This window comes from Citrobacter sp. CK189, assembly GCF_030333505.1.
GTDB classification, from domain to species: domain Bacteria; phylum Pseudomonadota; class Gammaproteobacteria; order Enterobacterales; family Enterobacteriaceae; genus Citrobacter_B; species Citrobacter_B koseri.
On record NZ_JAOWFV010000037.1, the window covers coordinates 272,071 to 287,510 of the forward strand.

13 protein-coding genes are annotated in these 15,440 nt (G+C 53.6%); 10 read left to right on the forward strand and 3 right to left on the reverse strand.

Features of this window, described 5'->3' with window-relative positions:
* Positions 1-181 precede the first annotated feature (181 nt).
* The 4 genes from xylF (at position 182) to xylR (ending at position 5,213) form a co-directional block, all read left to right on the forward strand.
* Positions 182-1,174: a D-xylose ABC transporter substrate-binding protein gene (gene xylF, locus OGV83_RS09055; protein WP_047460342.1), complete on the forward strand. Its 993-nt coding sequence runs from the start codon at positions 182-184 to the stop codon at positions 1,172-1,174.
* Positions 1,175-1,251: 77 nt separating this feature from the next.
* Positions 1,252-2,793: a xylose ABC transporter ATP-binding protein gene (locus tag OGV83_RS09060; RefSeq protein WP_012135704.1), complete on the forward strand. Its 1,542-nt coding sequence runs from the start codon at positions 1,252-1,254 to the stop codon at positions 2,791-2,793.
* On the forward strand, positions 2,771-3,952 hold the full coding sequence (gene xylH, locus OGV83_RS09065; RefSeq protein ID WP_012135705.1) for a xylose ABC transporter permease XylH: 1,182 nt from the start codon (positions 2,771-2,773) through the stop codon (positions 3,950-3,952). The genes OGV83_RS09060 and xylH overlap by 23 nt, the downstream gene beginning before the upstream one ends.
* A gap of 82 nt (positions 3,953-4,034) precedes the next feature.
* Positions 4,035-5,213, forward strand: a complete 1,179-nt coding sequence (xylR, locus tag OGV83_RS09070) for a D-xylose utilization transcriptional activator XylR (RefSeq protein ID WP_012135707.1) — start codon at positions 4,035-4,037, stop codon at positions 5,211-5,213.
* A 102-nt stretch (positions 5,214-5,315) separates the two neighbouring features.
* Here xylR and OGV83_RS09075 read toward each other — a convergent pair whose 3' ends face one another.
* Positions 5,316-6,140, reverse strand: a complete 825-nt coding sequence (locus OGV83_RS09075; protein ID WP_024131053.1) for a protein bax — start codon at positions 6,138-6,140, stop codon at positions 5,316-5,318.
* A gap of 316 nt (positions 6,141-6,456) precedes the next feature.
* On the opposite strand from OGV83_RS09075, the gene malS reads away from it, so the two are divergent.
* Entirely contained in the window at positions 6,457-8,487 is a 2,031-nt protein-coding gene (gene malS / locus OGV83_RS09080; RefSeq protein WP_286463457.1) for an alpha-amylase, read from the forward strand.
* 175 nt (positions 8,488-8,662) lie between these two features.
* Positions 8,663-9,913, forward strand: a complete 1,251-nt coding sequence (avtA, locus tag OGV83_RS09085) for a valine--pyruvate transaminase (RefSeq protein ID WP_024131054.1) — start codon at positions 8,663-8,665, stop codon at positions 9,911-9,913.
* Between the two features lie 35 nt (positions 9,914-9,948).
* On the opposite strand, the gene OGV83_RS09090 is transcribed toward avtA, so the two are convergent.
* On the reverse strand, positions 9,949-10,422 hold the full coding sequence (locus tag OGV83_RS09090; RefSeq protein ID WP_286463459.1) for a 4Fe-4S dicluster domain-containing protein: 474 nt from the start codon (positions 10,420-10,422) through the stop codon (positions 9,949-9,951).
* Between the two features lie 117 nt (positions 10,423-10,539).
* The gene (gene yiaJ / locus OGV83_RS09095) at positions 10,540-11,355 is read right to left on the reverse strand and encodes an IclR family transcriptional regulator YiaJ (RefSeq protein WP_058668270.1); all 816 of its coding nucleotides are present in this window, start codon (positions 11,353-11,355) and stop codon (positions 10,540-10,542) included.
* Between the two features lie 218 nt (positions 11,356-11,573).
* Between yiaJ and yiaK the strand changes: the two genes are divergently transcribed.
* The 4 genes from yiaK (at position 11,574) to OGV83_RS09115 (ending at position 15,425) form a co-directional block, all read left to right on the forward strand.
* The gene (gene yiaK / locus OGV83_RS09100; protein ID WP_286463461.1) at positions 11,574-12,572 is read left to right on the forward strand and encodes a 3-dehydro-L-gulonate 2-dehydrogenase; all 999 of its coding nucleotides are present in this window, start codon (positions 11,574-11,576) and stop codon (positions 12,570-12,572) included.
* 11 nt (positions 12,573-12,583) lie between these two features.
* The gene (locus tag OGV83_RS09105; protein WP_104868036.1) at positions 12,584-13,048 is read left to right on the forward strand and encodes a YhcH/YjgK/YiaL family protein; all 465 of its coding nucleotides are present in this window, start codon (positions 12,584-12,586) and stop codon (positions 13,046-13,048) included.
* Between the two features lie 22 nt (positions 13,049-13,070).
* On the forward strand, positions 13,071-14,000 hold the full coding sequence (locus OGV83_RS09110; RefSeq protein ID WP_012135716.1) for a DUF4862 family protein: 930 nt from the start codon (positions 13,071-13,073) through the stop codon (positions 13,998-14,000).
* Between the two features lie 105 nt (positions 14,001-14,105).
* The gene (locus tag OGV83_RS09115) at positions 14,106-15,425 is read left to right on the forward strand and encodes an MFS transporter (protein WP_286463464.1); all 1,320 of its coding nucleotides are present in this window, start codon (positions 14,106-14,108) and stop codon (positions 15,423-15,425) included.
* Positions 15,426-15,440 lie beyond the last annotated feature (15 nt).

A 15,440-nucleotide genomic window follows, 5' to 3' on the forward strand; every position in this document is an offset into this window, starting at 1 on the left:
GGGCGTAATGCGTCATTAAAAGTACGATCTCGGTCATAATTCCCGAAATAAACCAAAAATCGTAACTGCAAGATAAAAATCTATAATTGCCTTCCGCGTATTAACTGCTAAAAATCTGCTACGTCTCACGCTGTGATTGTTACTTTTACCGCTGTTCCCTCTAACAAAAGGCATCACGATTATGAAGATAAAAAACATCTTACTCACCGTCTGCACTTCACTCCTGCTCGCCAGCATAACGGGACATGCCAAAGAAGTTAAAATTGGTATGGCTATCGATGACTTACGTCTGGAACGCTGGCAAAAAGATCGCGATATTTTCGTGAGCAAGGCCGAATCCCTCGGCGCAAAAGTATTTGTACAATCTGCCAATGGTAATGAAGAAACCCAAATGTCGCAGATTGAAAACATGATCAACCGTGGCGTTGATGTTCTGGTCATTATTCCTTATAACGGGCAAGTATTAAGCAATGTCGTAAAAGAAGCGAAACAAGAAGGAATAAAAGTATTAGCGTACGACCGCATGATAAATGATGCCGACATCGATTTTTATATTTCTTTTGATAACGAAAAAGTCGGCGAATTACAGGCTCAGGCGTTGGTCGATAAAGTGCCTGAAGGGAATTATTTCCTGATGGGCGGCTCGCCGGTAGATAATAATGCAAAATTGTTCCGCGCCGGACAAATGAAAGTATTAAAACCTTATATCGACTCAGGAAAAATTAATGTCGTCGGCGATCAATGGGTGGACGGATGGTTGCCTGAAAATGCGCTGAAAATTATGGAAAATGCGCTGACCGCAAACAATAACAAAATTGACGCGGTTGTCGCTTCCAATGACGCGACCGCAGGCGGTGCGATTCAGGCGCTCAGCGCTCAGGGATTATCAGGAAAAGTCGCTATTTCCGGTCAGGATGCCGACCTTGCGGGCATTAAACGTATTGTCGCAGGCACGCAGACCATGACGGTTTATAAACCCATCACGCTACTGGCGAATACCGCCGCCGAGATCGCCGTCGAGCTGGGTAACGGGCAACAACCTAAGGCCGACGCCACGCTGAATAACGGTCTGAAAGATGTCCCTTCCCGCCTGCTTACTCCAATTGATGTTAATAAAACCAATATTGACGAAACCGTGATTAAAGACGGGTTCCACAAAAAGAGTGATCTGTAAACGTTGCGCCCTCTACAACAGCGGAGGGCGTCAAACCCTCCATGCCGGGTTCTCGCATTGGCTTATGTGGAGTAGTTATGCCCTATCTACTTGAAATGAAAAACATTACCAAGACCTTCGGCGCAGTGAAGGCAGTTGATAACGTCAGCCTCAGGCTTAATGCCGGGGAAATCGTTTCATTGTGCGGTGAAAATGGTTCGGGTAAATCAACGTTAATGAAAGTGCTGTGCGGTATTTACCCTCATGGCTCTTATGAAGGTGAAATTCTGTTTGCAGGAGAAACACTGCAAGCCAGTCATATTCGTGATACCGAACGTAAGGGCATTGCTATTATTCACCAGGAGTTAGCGCTGGTTAAGCACTTAACCGTGCTGGAAAATATATTCCTGGGCAGCGAAATCACCCGTAACGGCATTCTTGATTACGACATGATGACGCTACGCTGCCAGAAGCTGTTAGACCAGGTCAGCTTGTCTATCTCACCGGATACCCGCGTGGGCGACCTGGGCCTGGGGCAACAACAGCTGGTAGAAATTGCCAAAGCGCTTAATAAACAAGTTCGGCTGCTGATTCTCGATGAGCCGACGGCCTCCCTCACGGAACAAGAAACCACCGTGCTGCTGGAAATTATTCGCGATCTGCAACAGCATGATATTGCGTGTATTTATATCTCACACAAGCTCAATGAAGTTAAAGCTATCTCGGACACAATCTGCGTGATCCGCGACGGCCAACATATTGGCACCCGCGCAGCCGCCGGAATGGAAGAAGACGATATCATCACCATGATGGTCGGTCGCGAGCTGACGGCGCTCTATCCTAATGAGCCGCATGCTACCGGGGAGGAGATTTTGCGCGTTGAGCGCCTTACTGCCTGGCATCCCGTCAACCGTCACATCAAACGCGTCAATGATGTCTCCTTTTCGCTGAAACGGGGCGAGATTCTCGGCATTGCAGGGCTGGTCGGCGCGGGCCGCACGGAGTTAGTGCAATGCCTGTTCGGCGTCTGGCCTGGGCGCTGGGAAGGAAAGGTTATGATCGATAATCAGGCCGTGGATATTCGTCATTGCCAGCAAGCGATCGCTCATGGCATTGCAATGGTGCCTGAAGACAGGAAACGCGACGGCATTGTGCCGGTTATGGCCGTCGGGAAAAATATCACGCTGGCGGCGCTCGATCGGTTCACCGGGAAGATAAGCCATCTTGACGATGCCGCAGAGCAAAAATGCATTCTGGAATCGCTGCAACGCCTGAAAGTGAAAACATCCTCGCCTGATTTAGCGATTGGGCGCCTTAGCGGCGGGAACCAACAAAAGGCCATACTGGCGCGCTGTCTCCTGCTGAACCCGCGTATTCTCATCCTCGATGAACCCACCCGAGGAATCGATATCGGCGCAAAATATGAAATCTACAAACTCATTAACCAGCTTGTTCAGCAAGGTATTGCTGTCATCGTCATCTCGTCGGAACTCCCCGAGGTTCTTGGATTAAGCGATCGCATCCTGGTGATGCACGAAGGAAAACTGAAAGCCAACCTGGTGAATCATAACCTGACTCAAGAACAGGTGATGGAAGCCGCATTGAGGAGCGAATATCATGTCGAAAAACAATCCGTCTGAAGTGAAACTCTCAGCCCCTCTGACGGGCGGTTTTCCTGGGTTAAAATCACTGAACCTACAGGTGTTCGTCATGATCGCGGCGATTATTGTGATCATGCTGTTCTTTACCTGGACCACGGAAGGCGCATACCTGAGCGCGCGCAACGTCTCCAACCTGCTTCGTCAGACGGCGATCACCGGTATTCTGGCCGTGGGGATGGTTTTCGTGATTATCTCTGCGGAAATCGACCTCTCTGTTGGTTCAATGATGGGGCTATTAGGCGGCGTCGCGGCAATCTGCGACGTCTGGCTGGGTTGGCCATTGCCGCTTACGATTGTTGTCACGCTGGCGCTGGGTTTACTGCTCGGCGCCTGGAATGGGTGGTGGGTCGCCTACCGGAAAGTCCCTTCGTTTATCGTCACCCTGGCCGGGATGCTGGCTTTCCGTGGCATTCTCATTGGCATCACGAATGGTACAACCGTCTCGCCCACCAGCTCGGCGATGTCGCAGATTGGTCAGAGCTACTTATCCAACGGTCTGGGCTTCACAATAGGCGCCATCAGCTTAATGGCGTTTATCGGCTGGCAATGGCGCGGGCGTATGCGCCGGCAGGCTCTGGCGCTTAGCACCCCGGCTTCTACTGCGGTAGTCGGTCGCCAGGCGCTAACCGCCGTCATTGTCCTGGGCGCAATCTGGCTGCTGAACGATTATCGCGGCGTTCCAACGCCCGTACTGCTGCTGGTATTCCTGCTGCTTGGCGGTATGTTTATGGCGACGCGAACGGCGTTTGGCCGGAGAATTTATGCGATTGGCGGCAATCTGGAAGCCGCTCGTCTCTCCGGCATTAACGTTGAGCGAACCAAACTGGCGGTCTTCGCCATCAACGGCCTGATGGTGGCGATTGCGGGGCTGATACTCAGTTCGCGCCTCGGCGCCGGATCGCCTTCCGCCGGGAACATTGCCGAGCTGGACGCGATTGCCGCCTGCGTGATCGGCGGAACCAGCCTGGCGGGTGGCGTGGGTAGCGTCGCGGGCGCCGTCATGGGGGCGTTTATTATGGCCTCTCTTGATAACGGAATGAGTATGATGGACGTGCCCACATTCTGGCAGTACATCGTGAAAGGTGCGATCTTGTTACTGGCAGTATGGATGGACTCAGCAACTAAACGTCGTTCCTGAATTCCAGAAAAGGGGTCATGCTCAATGCCGGTCAACACGTACCGGCATTGTCCTTTATGACTGATTCAGCAGGGAAAGAACTATGTTTGAGAAACGCCACCGTATCACACTGTTATTTAATGCAAATAAAGCCTACGACCGTCAGGTAGTGGAAGGCGTGGGTGAATATTTACAGGCATCGCAATCGGAATGGGATATCTTCATTGAAGAAGACTTCCGCGCGCGAATTGATAACATCAAAGAGTGGTTGGGCGATGGCGTCATTGCCGACTACGATGACGATGACATTGCTCAGGCGCTTGCCGATGTGGATGTGCCCATTATCGGCGTCGGCGGTTCTTACCACCTTGCTGCACACTATCCATCCGTCCATTATATCGCCACCGATAACTACGCACTGGTGGAAAGCGCCTTTCTGCACCTGAAAGAAAAAGGGATCAATCGCTTCGCCTTTTATGGCCTGCCCGCCTCCAGCGGCAAGCGCTGGGCGGCCGAGCGTGAATACGCATTCTGCCAACTGGTTGCACAAGAAAAATACCGTGGCGTGGTCTATCAGGGGCTGGAAACCGCACCGGAAAACTGGCAGCACGCGCAAAACCGGCTGGCGGACTGGCTGCAAACCCTGCCGCCGCAAACCGGGATTATCGCCGTTACCGACGCCCGGGCGAGACATGTGCTGCAAGTTTGCGAGCATCTGCATATCCCGGTTCCCGAAAAGCTGTGCGTCATCGGTATTGATAACGAAGAACTGACCCGCTATCTGTCGCGGGTCGCGCTGTCATCGGTCGCTCAGGGAGCCAGGCAGATGGGCTATCAGGCGGCAAAACTGCTACACCGCCTGCTGGATAAGGAAGTGCTGCCGCTGCAACGTATTCTGGTTCCGCCTGTGCGCGTCGTTGAGCGTCGCTCGACGGACTACCGCTCATTGACCGACCCGGCCGTCATACAGGCGATGCATTTCATCCGTAACCATGCCTGCAAAGGTATTAAAGTTGATCAGGTGCTGGACGCGGTCGGTATCTCCCGCTCGAACCTGGAGAAACGGTTTAAAGAAGACGTCGGGGAGACCATTCACGCCGTTATTCATGCTGAAAAACTGGAAAAAGCGCGCAGCCTGTTAATTTCAACCACGCTGCCGATTAACGAAATATCACAGATGTGCGGCTACCCATCCCTGCAATATTTCTATTCTGTTTTCAAAAAGGAGTATGACACGACGCCAAAAGAGTACCGCGATCGGTACAGTGAAGTGTTGTTGTAGCGGTGGCAGGTGGTCGTTTGTAGGCCCGGTAAGCGAAGCGTCACCGGGCGTTTGTGCCGGATGGCGGCGCAAGCGCCTTATCCGGCCTACAAAATTGGGTCATTACATATGCGCGGCGATTAAACGCTGGTTATCCTGATACATCGCGAACAGATAGTTGTTGTAGCTCTGCCCTTTCGTCGAATAACCCTTCAGCTTATGAATCATCGCGCTTGCGGTAACTTCCTGATCCGCCTTACGCAACTGGGCGCGAGACTTACGGAAAGACGAGTAAGCAGGATGCGTGTTCAGGTTAATCACGTACGCGTTAACCGACTCTTTAACCGAACCGAACTGCGAGTAACCTTTCACTTTACCCGGCGCATTGGTACAACGCCCTTTTCCGCATTTCATGCCGAACAGGTTATTGTTGTTGCGCGCCAGTTTAGAGGTTCCCCAGCCGCTTTCCGCCGCCGCCATCGTCGCCACCATACTGGTCGGGATGATGTCTACGCGTTCCAGCAAGGTATTCCACGGAATGTTACGCGTGTTGCCAGACCACTTTACCTTGTAGCGCGCCGCGATATCTTTCATACGCGTACGCTCAGAAGGCGACCAGCGGTTCTGATACTGTTTTGAAATCAGCCAGTTACGATCCGCAGTAATCGCAGCATTTTGACTGGTGATAAAAGGCATAACCGTCCGGAGAAACGCTTTTTTCCTTGGTGTTCCGGAAGGGTATTTTCGCAAATCAGGAAGTGAACTACTCTTTGCACTATTGCGAGAATACTCTTGTTTACTGCTTACCTGTTTATGACCTGTCTTGGTTACGTGGGACTTTTGACTCGTTGTTGTCGTGTGCGCCTTCGCCAGCACCTCACCCGAAAATACTACGGTGAGTAACATAAGAATCATTGCCCCATATCGTCGTATGGGCGTCAATATCATTAGGTCTCCTGGTCGGATTTATACATTCCAACGCCTTATATTTTTCAAAAAAATGAGAGATGAATCTCAAATCATATCAAAAATAACCGTCAAGAGCACCCCAAGGAATAGTCCAATTCCGAAACCCTGTCACGCAATAATGGCGAAGAACGCTATTAATACGAAGAAAATGTGGTGGTTATCGCAAAACATGGCTATTTTCTGCGCACGATCGCTCACCCTCGCGCCTCAGCCTGGCGGAATACGCCAAAGGGATGAGTTATCCGCTATCTTTCAACGGCATACTGGCTAAAATCGCAGCAATAAGGAAAGCGTAATGAAACTTACCGCTTTTGCGCTGGCGCTCATGCCCGGCATCGTATTCGCCTCATCATGGACATCTCAGGGATTCCCGCCCTTTACGGCGGAAGGGACGGGTAAGTTTGTCAGCCATGCCGCGTTGACGAAAGGTACGCGCCCTTTGACGCTGCATATTGACCAACAGTGCTGGCAACCTGCTGATGCCATAAAACTCAATCAGATGCTGTCGCTCAAACCGTGTGAAGGCACGCCGCCGCAGTGGCGACTGTTTAAAGACGGCGACTACTCGCTGGAGATTGATACCCGCTCCGGTACGCCAACGCTGACGCTGTCGATAAAAAGCACCGCCGATCCCGTCGCCAGCACGGTGCGCCAGTGCCCGACGTGGAACGGCTCGCCGCTGACCCTGGAGGTGAGTCACACCTTCCCGGAAGGCGCGGTCGTGCGCGATTACTACAGCCAGCAAACCGCTACCGTTAAGAACGGTCAGATTACGCTGCAACCCGGCGCGACCAGCAACGGGCTTTTGTTGCTTGAACGCGCGGAAACCGACACGCCCGCCGCATTCAACTGGCATAACGCGACGGTCTACTTTGTGCTGACAGACCGTTTCCAGAACGGCGATCCGACGAATGACCAAAGCTATGGCCGCCACAAAGACGGCATGGAGGAGATTGGCACCTTTCATGGCGGCGATTTACGTGGGCTGGCAGACAAGCTGGACTATCTGCAACACCTGGGGGTGAATGCCCTGTGGATCAGCGCGCCGTTCGAGCAAATCCACGGCTGGGTCGGCGGCGGTACGAAAGGGGATTTCCCGCATTATGCCTACCACGGCTATTACACCCAGGACTGGACCACGCTGGACGCCAATATGGGCAGCGAGGACGACCTTCGCGCGTTAGTCGATGGCGCACACCAGCGCGGCATCCGTATTCTGTTTGATGTGGTGATGAACCACACGGGCTACGCCACGCTGGCAGACATGCAGACATTCCGGTTTGGCGCGCTGTATCTGCAAGGCGATGAGCTGAAAAAGACGCTGGGCGAACGCTGGACCGACTGGAAGCCCGCCGCCGGGCAAAGCTGGCACAGCTTTAATGACTACATCAACTTCAGCGACAAAGCGGCATGGGAAGCATGGTGGGGGAAAGAATGGATTCGCACGGATATTGGCGATTATGACAATCCAGGCTTTGACGATTTGACCATGTCGCTGGCTTTCCTGCCCGATATTAAAACGGAATCCACAACCCCTTCCGGCCTGCCGGTGTTCTATAAAAACAAACCGGATACCCATGCAAAAGCCATTGAGGGCTACACGCCGCGGGATTATCTGATCCACTGGCTCAGTCAGTGGGTGCGTGATTACGGCATCGACGGGTTCCGCGTAGATACCGCCAAACACGTCGAACTTCCGGCCTGGCAGCAGTTGAAAACCCAGGCCAGCGCGGCGTTGACCGAGTGGAAACAGGCCAACCCGGAAAAGACGCTGGACGACGCGCCTTTCTGGATGACCGGTGAAGCCTGGGGCCACGGTGTCATGCAGAGTGATTATTACCGCCACGGCTTTGATGCGATGATCAACTTTGACTACCAGGAGCAGGCGGCAAAAGCGGTCGATTGTCTGGCGGATATGGACGCCACCTGGCAGCAAATGGCAGAGAAATTACAGGATTTCAACGTGCTGAGTTATCTCTCCTCGCACGACACGCGCCTCTTTCGGGAAGGCGGCGATAAGGCCGCAGAGCTTCTGCTGCTGGCGCCCGGCGCCGTACAGATCTTTTATGGCGACGAATCCGCACGTCCCTTTGGCCCGACGGGTTCCGATCCGCTGCAAGGCACCCGTTCTGACATGAACTGGCAGGATATCAACGGTAAATCCGCCGCCACCGTCGCCCACTGGCAGCGAATCAGTCAGTTCCGCGCCAGACACCTCGCCATCGGCGCCGGTAAGCAAACCACGCTCTCGCTGAAGCAGGGGTACGGTTTTGTGCGCGAGCACGACGACGATAAGGTCATGATCATCTGGGCGGGTCGCCCTTAATCCTGCCTGACGTCCGGCGAGCCCATCCGCCGGACGTCTTATCAAAACAAAACACCAGCCAGATAAAAATCTTCAGCATAAAGCATCAACCACGGCGTTAACGCCTGATTTGCACCCTGCCATAGGTAGCGCTATGGTTAGCCACTTTGATAATGAGTTCGACAGACCACCTGCTATGACATTCTCACTTTTTGGCGACAAATTTACCCGCCATTCAGGCATTACCCGCCTGATGGAAGACCTCAATGACGGCTTACGCACGCCCGGCGCAATCATGCTCGGCGGGGGTAATCCAGCGCAAATCCCGGAAATGCAGAATTACTTCCATTCGCTACTGGGCGAAATGCTGGAAAACGGCAAAGCCACTGATGCGCTTTGTAATTATGACGGTCCGCAGGGAAAAACGGAGCTACTGACAGCGCTCGCGTCGCTGCTGCGTGAGAATCTGGGTTGGGATATCGAACCACAGAATATTGCACTAACAAACGGCAGTCAGAGCGCGTTTTTCTACTTGTTTAATCTCTTCGCCGGACGCCGCGCCGACGGGACGACTAAAAAAGTGCTGTTCCCGCTGGCGCCGGAATACATTGGTTATGCCGATTCCGGGCTGGAAGAGGATCTTTTCGTTTCCGCTCGCCCGAATATCGAGCTATTGCCGGAAGGTCAGTTCAAATACCACGTTGATTTTGAACATCTGCGCATCGGGGAAGAGACTGGCATGATCTGCGTGTCGCGCCCGACTAACCCAACAGGCAATGTGATCACCGACGAAGAGCTGATGAAGCTGGATACCCTTGCCAATCAGCACGGCATCCCGCTGGTGATCGATAACGCCTACGGCGTTCCCTTCCCGGGCATTATTTTCAGCGAAGCACGCCCGCTGTGGAATCCGAATATCATCCTGTGCATGAGCCTCTCCAAACTGGGGCTGCCCGGCAGCCGCTGCGGCATCATTATCGCCAATGAAAAAATCATCACCGCCATCACCAATATGAACGGCATTATCAGCCTGTCGCCTGGCGGTATTGGCCCGGCAATGATGTGCGAAATGATTAAGCGTAACGACCTGCTGCGCCTGTCGGAAACGGTAATAAAACCGTTCTACTACCAGCGCGTACTGGAAACAATCGCGACCATTCGCCGGTATTTACCGGAAAATCGCTGCCTGATCCATAAACCGGAAGGCGCTATTTTCCTCTGGCTGTGGTTCAAAGATTTGCCGATTTCAACTGAATTGCTGTACCAGCGTCTGAAAGCGCGCGGCGTATTGATGGTTCCCGGCGACTACTTCTTCCCGGGGCTGGACAAACCCTGGCCGCATACGCACCAGTGCATGCGGATGAACTACGTTCCCGATCCGCAAAAAATTGAGGCAGGGGTGAAAATTCTTGCTGAAGAGGTTGAGCGCGCCTGGCGCGAAGGCTAACAGCCTCCCCGGTCATCGCCTGACCGGGGTGACACTCAGACGGGTTGCGCGTACAGTCGTTGTCGCTGCACGTTTTCCACATCAAGGCACTGCAACGCGTCAGTCGGGCAGGCCTCCACGCATGCCGGGCCCGTTGCACGGTGCCAGCAGAGATCGCATTTAATCGCCTGTACGCGTGAGGTTCGCGACACAACGTTCATCGCGCCGAACGGGCACGCCAGCATACAGCTTTTACACCCGATACAGCGCGCTTGTTCCACGAAGATGTGCCCATGATCGCGACGGATGGCCTGCGTTGGGCACACGTTCGCGCAGGGGGCATCTTCACACTGGCGACATGCCGCCGCCGTGGTAAACGCATCGTCTTTAATGACCCGGATGCGGGAGACAAATTCCCCGGACGACACCGCCGCACAGTCCTGGTTCTCCTGATGCGCCACTACGCAGGCAATCTCACAGGTACGACAGCCGATACATTTCGCCGCATCCGCCATGATAAATCGGTTCATTGCCCTCTCCACCTGCGTAAAACCCCAGAGTGCCAGAGAGGGCGCGATCGCTGCTTTGATCCGACGAGGGAAACGATTAAATTTTGTCAGATGCCCATCATCTTCCGGGCGCCTGCCTTAATCGCGCACGGTAAAACCCAACTCATTCGAGATCGCCTGCGCGGTGTCACGCAGGGGCTTGAGCAGATTTTTCTCGCCGATTTGCTTGAGCCGGGACGTCGAAAGCGAAATAGAGATGGCGTATGGCACCCGATGGTGAATATCAAACACCGGCACGGCAATGCAGGAGACGCCCAGCTCATTTTCTTCGCGATCCATCGCCATACCGCTTTCACGAATTTGCGCCAGCTCGTCATACATCGCCGGCAACCCGGTAATGGTGTTACGGGTCAACGGCTGGATCTGATCCTTGTGGCTTTCCCAATAGGTTTCCACATAGTCAGGATGGCCGAACGCCATGTAAATCTTCCCCATCGCAGAGCAATACAGCGGCATATGCTGACCGATATAGGCGCGGGTGCGCAGCATGCCGGTGGTCGGCTCCAGCTTATAGATCAGGATGGCATGATCGTCTTCACGGCTGGAGAAGTTGACGGTCTCGCCAGTGGCGATATTCAGCGTCTCAAGATGCGGCGCAGCCACATGAATGATATTCAGCGATGACAGGGCTTTCTGCCCGACAGCGATAAATTTAGTGGTCAGACGATAGCTTCCGGCGGCAGGCGCGGGGGTGACATACCCGCAGGACTGCAATCCCTGTAGCAGTCGATGCACGGTACTTTTGTTCAGCCCGGCCAGTTCAGACAAGTGCGCCAGCGGGCATCCGTTCGGGTAGTTACTGAGGATCTCAATCAGCATCAAACCACGGAACAGGCTCTGACTACCGGCTGGCCTCTCTTTTTCTTGCGTCATTTCGCTCTCTTTTATGCCCATCGCTTCCGCTCCCCTTTTCGTCGCGCTCTGATGGTAGCGCAAAGTGTGTTTCAGTTCACGATCTGAACCGAAAAAACACAACTATTTGATTTTGATGATTTTAAAAAATAGACCACCCCGTTGATCTGTCAAAATTTGATCGCTATATTTGAAATCAGATTTCGCATAGTGAAATTTAAAGATAAAAAAGCGGTCAAAAATAAACGGGAGAAGCAGGAATGAAAGTGACTTTTGAGCAGTTAAAAGAGGCGTTCAATCGGGTGCTGCTGGCGCGCGGCGTTGCGGCGGAAACGGCTGACGCCTGTGCAGAGATGTTTGCCCGTACTACAGAATCCGGCGTCTATTCGCATGGCGTGAATCGCTTTCCCCGTTTCATTCAGCAACTGGATAATGGCGACATCATTCCTGATGCCAGACCGCAGCGCATCACCAGCCTTGGCGCCATCGAGCAGTGGGATGCTCAGCGATCCATCGGCAATCTGACGGCGAAAAAAATGATGGATCGCGCTATTGAACTGGCTTCCGACCACGGCATCGGCCTGGTGGCGTTACGCAATGCCAACCACTGGATGCGCGGCGGCAGCTACGGCTGGCAGGCGGCGGAAAAAGGCTACATCGGCATCTGCTGGACCAACTCTATCGCCGTGATGCCACCGTGGGGGTCAAAAGAGTGCCGTATTGGCACGAACCCGCTGATCGTCGCCATCCCTTCATCGCCAATCACCATGATCGATATGTCGATGTCGATGTTCTCCTACGGCATGTTAGAGGTAAACCGGCTGGCGGGACGTGAGCTGCCGGTAGACGGCGGGTTCGACGATAAAGGCAATTTGACCAAAGAACCTGGCGTGATCGAAAAAAATCGCCGCATTTTGCCGATGGGCTACTGGAAAGGGTCAGGTCTGTCGATTGTGCTGGATATGATCGCCACCCTGCTTTCCGACGGCGCTTCCGTTGCCGAAGTTACCCAGGAAAACAGCGACGAATACGGCGTTTCGCAGATCTTCATCGCTATTGAGGTCGATAAGCTGATTGATGGCGCCACGCGCGATGCCAAACTCCAGCGCATTATGGATTTCGTCACCACCGCTGAGCGCGCCGATGAGAACGTGGCAATCCGTCTGCCAGGCCACGAATTTACCCGGCTGCGGGATGAGAATCGCCGCAACGGCATCACCGTCGATGACAGCGTATGGGCCAAAATCCAGGCGCTGTAAGGAGACATAGCATGATATTTGGACATATCGCACAGCCCAATCCGTGTCGTCTGCCAGACGCGATTGAAAAGGCGCTCGATTTCTTACGTACCACCGACTTTCGCACGCTGAACCCTGGGGTGGTGGAAATCGACGGCAAAAATATTTTTGCCCAGATAATTGATTTAACCACCCGCTCTGCGGCTGAAAACCGTCCAGAAGTTCATCGCCGTTATCTGGATATTCAGTTTCTCGCCTGGGGTGAAGAAAAAATAGGGGTTGCCATCGACACCGGTAATAACCAAATCAGCGAATCGTTATTAGAACAGCGCGATATTATTTTCTATCACGACAGTGAACATGAATCTTTCTTTGAAATGGTTCCGGGAAGCTACGCTATTTTTTTCCCGCAGGATGTTCATCGCCCTGGCTGCAATAAAACGGTCGCGACACCCATACGGAAAATCGTCGTTAAAGTGGCAATATCCGCTTTATAAAACGTTATCTTTGGAGCACAACATGAAAACGAACAATACCGGTTATATTATCGGTGCGTATCCCTGTGCACCCTCATTTCACCAAAAGAGTGAAGAGGAAGAGAAGGAATTCTGGCGGCAACTCTCCGATACTCCTGATATTCGTGGGCTGGAGCAACCCTGCCTTGAACATCTTCACCCACTCGGCGACGCGTGGTTATTGCGCCATACGCCAGGCAACTGGCAAATCGTCGTGACGGCGATTATGGAAACCATGCGCCGTCGCGGTGAAAACCGCGGCTTTGGGCTGGCCTCCAGCAATGAAGATCAGCGTCAGGCCTGTGTGGCGTACTATCGCCACCTTTACCAGAAGATCACGACAATCAACGCGGCAAGCGCCGGGAAAGTGATCGCGCTTGAGCTGCACGCCGCACCGCAGGCCGATAACCCAAACGTCGCACAGGCAACGGACGCATTTGCCCGTTCAGTGAAAGAGATCGCTGGCTGGGACTGGCCGTGCGACCTGGTGCTGGAACACTGCGACGCGATGACCAGCGCCGCGCCGCGCAAAGGATTCCTGCCTCTGGACAACGTGCTGGAGGTGATTGCCGACTACGACATCAGCGTTTGCATTAACTGGGCGCGTTCCGCCATTGAAGGACGCAACACCACCCTGCCACTGACCCATACGCAGCAGGTGAAACAGGCTGGCAAACTCGGCGCGCTGATGTTCTCCGGTACAACGCAAAGCGGTGAATACGGCGAATGGCAGGATTTACATGCGCCTTTCGCACCTTTCTGCCCTGACAGCATGATGACGCAAGAACATGCCCGTGAATTACTGACCTGCGCAGGAACAGACGTTCTGCAATTCATGGGTATTAAGTTACTGGAAATTAACGCTAATGCCGACGTCAGTCACCGCGTAGCGATATTACGCGACGGCATTACGGCATTAAATAACGCCAAATAATAAGACGTTGCCGGATGGCGGCGTAGGTCTGATAAGCAAAACGTCATCAGGCATTAAATAATTTACTTTTCATCGCCAGAATACTTACTTTACGAGAATACGAAGATGAATATGACCTCTCGCCCTACAGAAAAAGATATACCTCGTCAGCGTTGGCTGCGAATTATTCCGCCCATTCTGATTACCTGTATTATTTCTTATATGGACCGCGTGAATATTGCTTTCGCGATGCCTGGCGGAATGGATGCCGAATTAGGTATTTCCGCCACTATGGCCGGTCTGGCTGGCGGGATTTTCTTCATCGGCTATCTGTTCTTACAGGTTCCCGGCGGCAAAATCGCCGTTCACGGCAGCGGCAAGAAATTTATCGGCTGGTCGCTGGTTGCCTGGGCGGTTATTTCCGTCCTCACAGGCTTAATTACCAACCAGTATCAATTGCTTGCCCTGCGTTTCTTACTGGGTGTGGCGGAAGGCGGCATGCTGCCCGTCGTACTGACGATGATCAGCAACTGGTTCCCGGACGCTGAACGCGGTCGTGCGAACGCCATTGTGATTATGTTTGTGCCGATTGCCGGGATTATCACCGCCCCGCTCTCCGGCTGGATAATCACCGTACTCGACTGGCGCTGGCTGTTCATTATTGAAGGTCTGCTCTCTCTCGTCGTGCTGGTGCTGTGGGCGTACACCATTTATGACCGGCCGCAGGAAGCCCGCTGGATCTCCAGGGCGGAAAAAAACTATCTGGTAGAAACCCTCGCCGCAGAACAGAAAGCCATTGCCGGAAGCGAAGTCAAAAACGCCTCTCTCAGCGCGGTCCTTTCCGACAAAACCATGTGGCAACTTATCGCCCTGAACTTCTTCTATCAGACCGGGATTTACGGTTACACCCTCTGGCTGCCGACCATCCTCAAAGAGCTGACCCACAGCAGCATGGGGCAAGTCGGTATGCTCGCCATTTTACCGTACGTCGGCGCGATCGCCGGGATGTTCCTGTTCTCTTTCCTTTCCGACCGCACGGGTAAACGCAAACTGTTTGTCTGCCTGCCGCTGATTGGCTTCGCCCTGTGCATGTTCCTGTCGGTGGCGCTGAAAAACCAAATCTGGCTGGCCTATGCCGCGCTGGTCGGCTGTGGCTTCTTCCTGCAATCGGCGGCGGGCGTTTTCTGGACGATCCCGGCACGTCTGTTCAGCGCCGAGATGGCGGGCGGCGCACGCGGCGTTATCAACGCGCTTGGCAACCTCGGCGGCTTCTGCGGCCCCTACGCGGTTGGCGTACTGATCACGTTGTACAGCAAAGATGCGGGCGTCTATTGCCTGGCGATCTCCCTGGCGCTGGCCGCGTTGCTGGCGCTGTTGCTGCCCGCGAAATGCGATGCGGGTTCGACACCGGCAAAGACAATGAGCCCGCGTAAACACGCCGCGTAACACCATGCCCGGGGC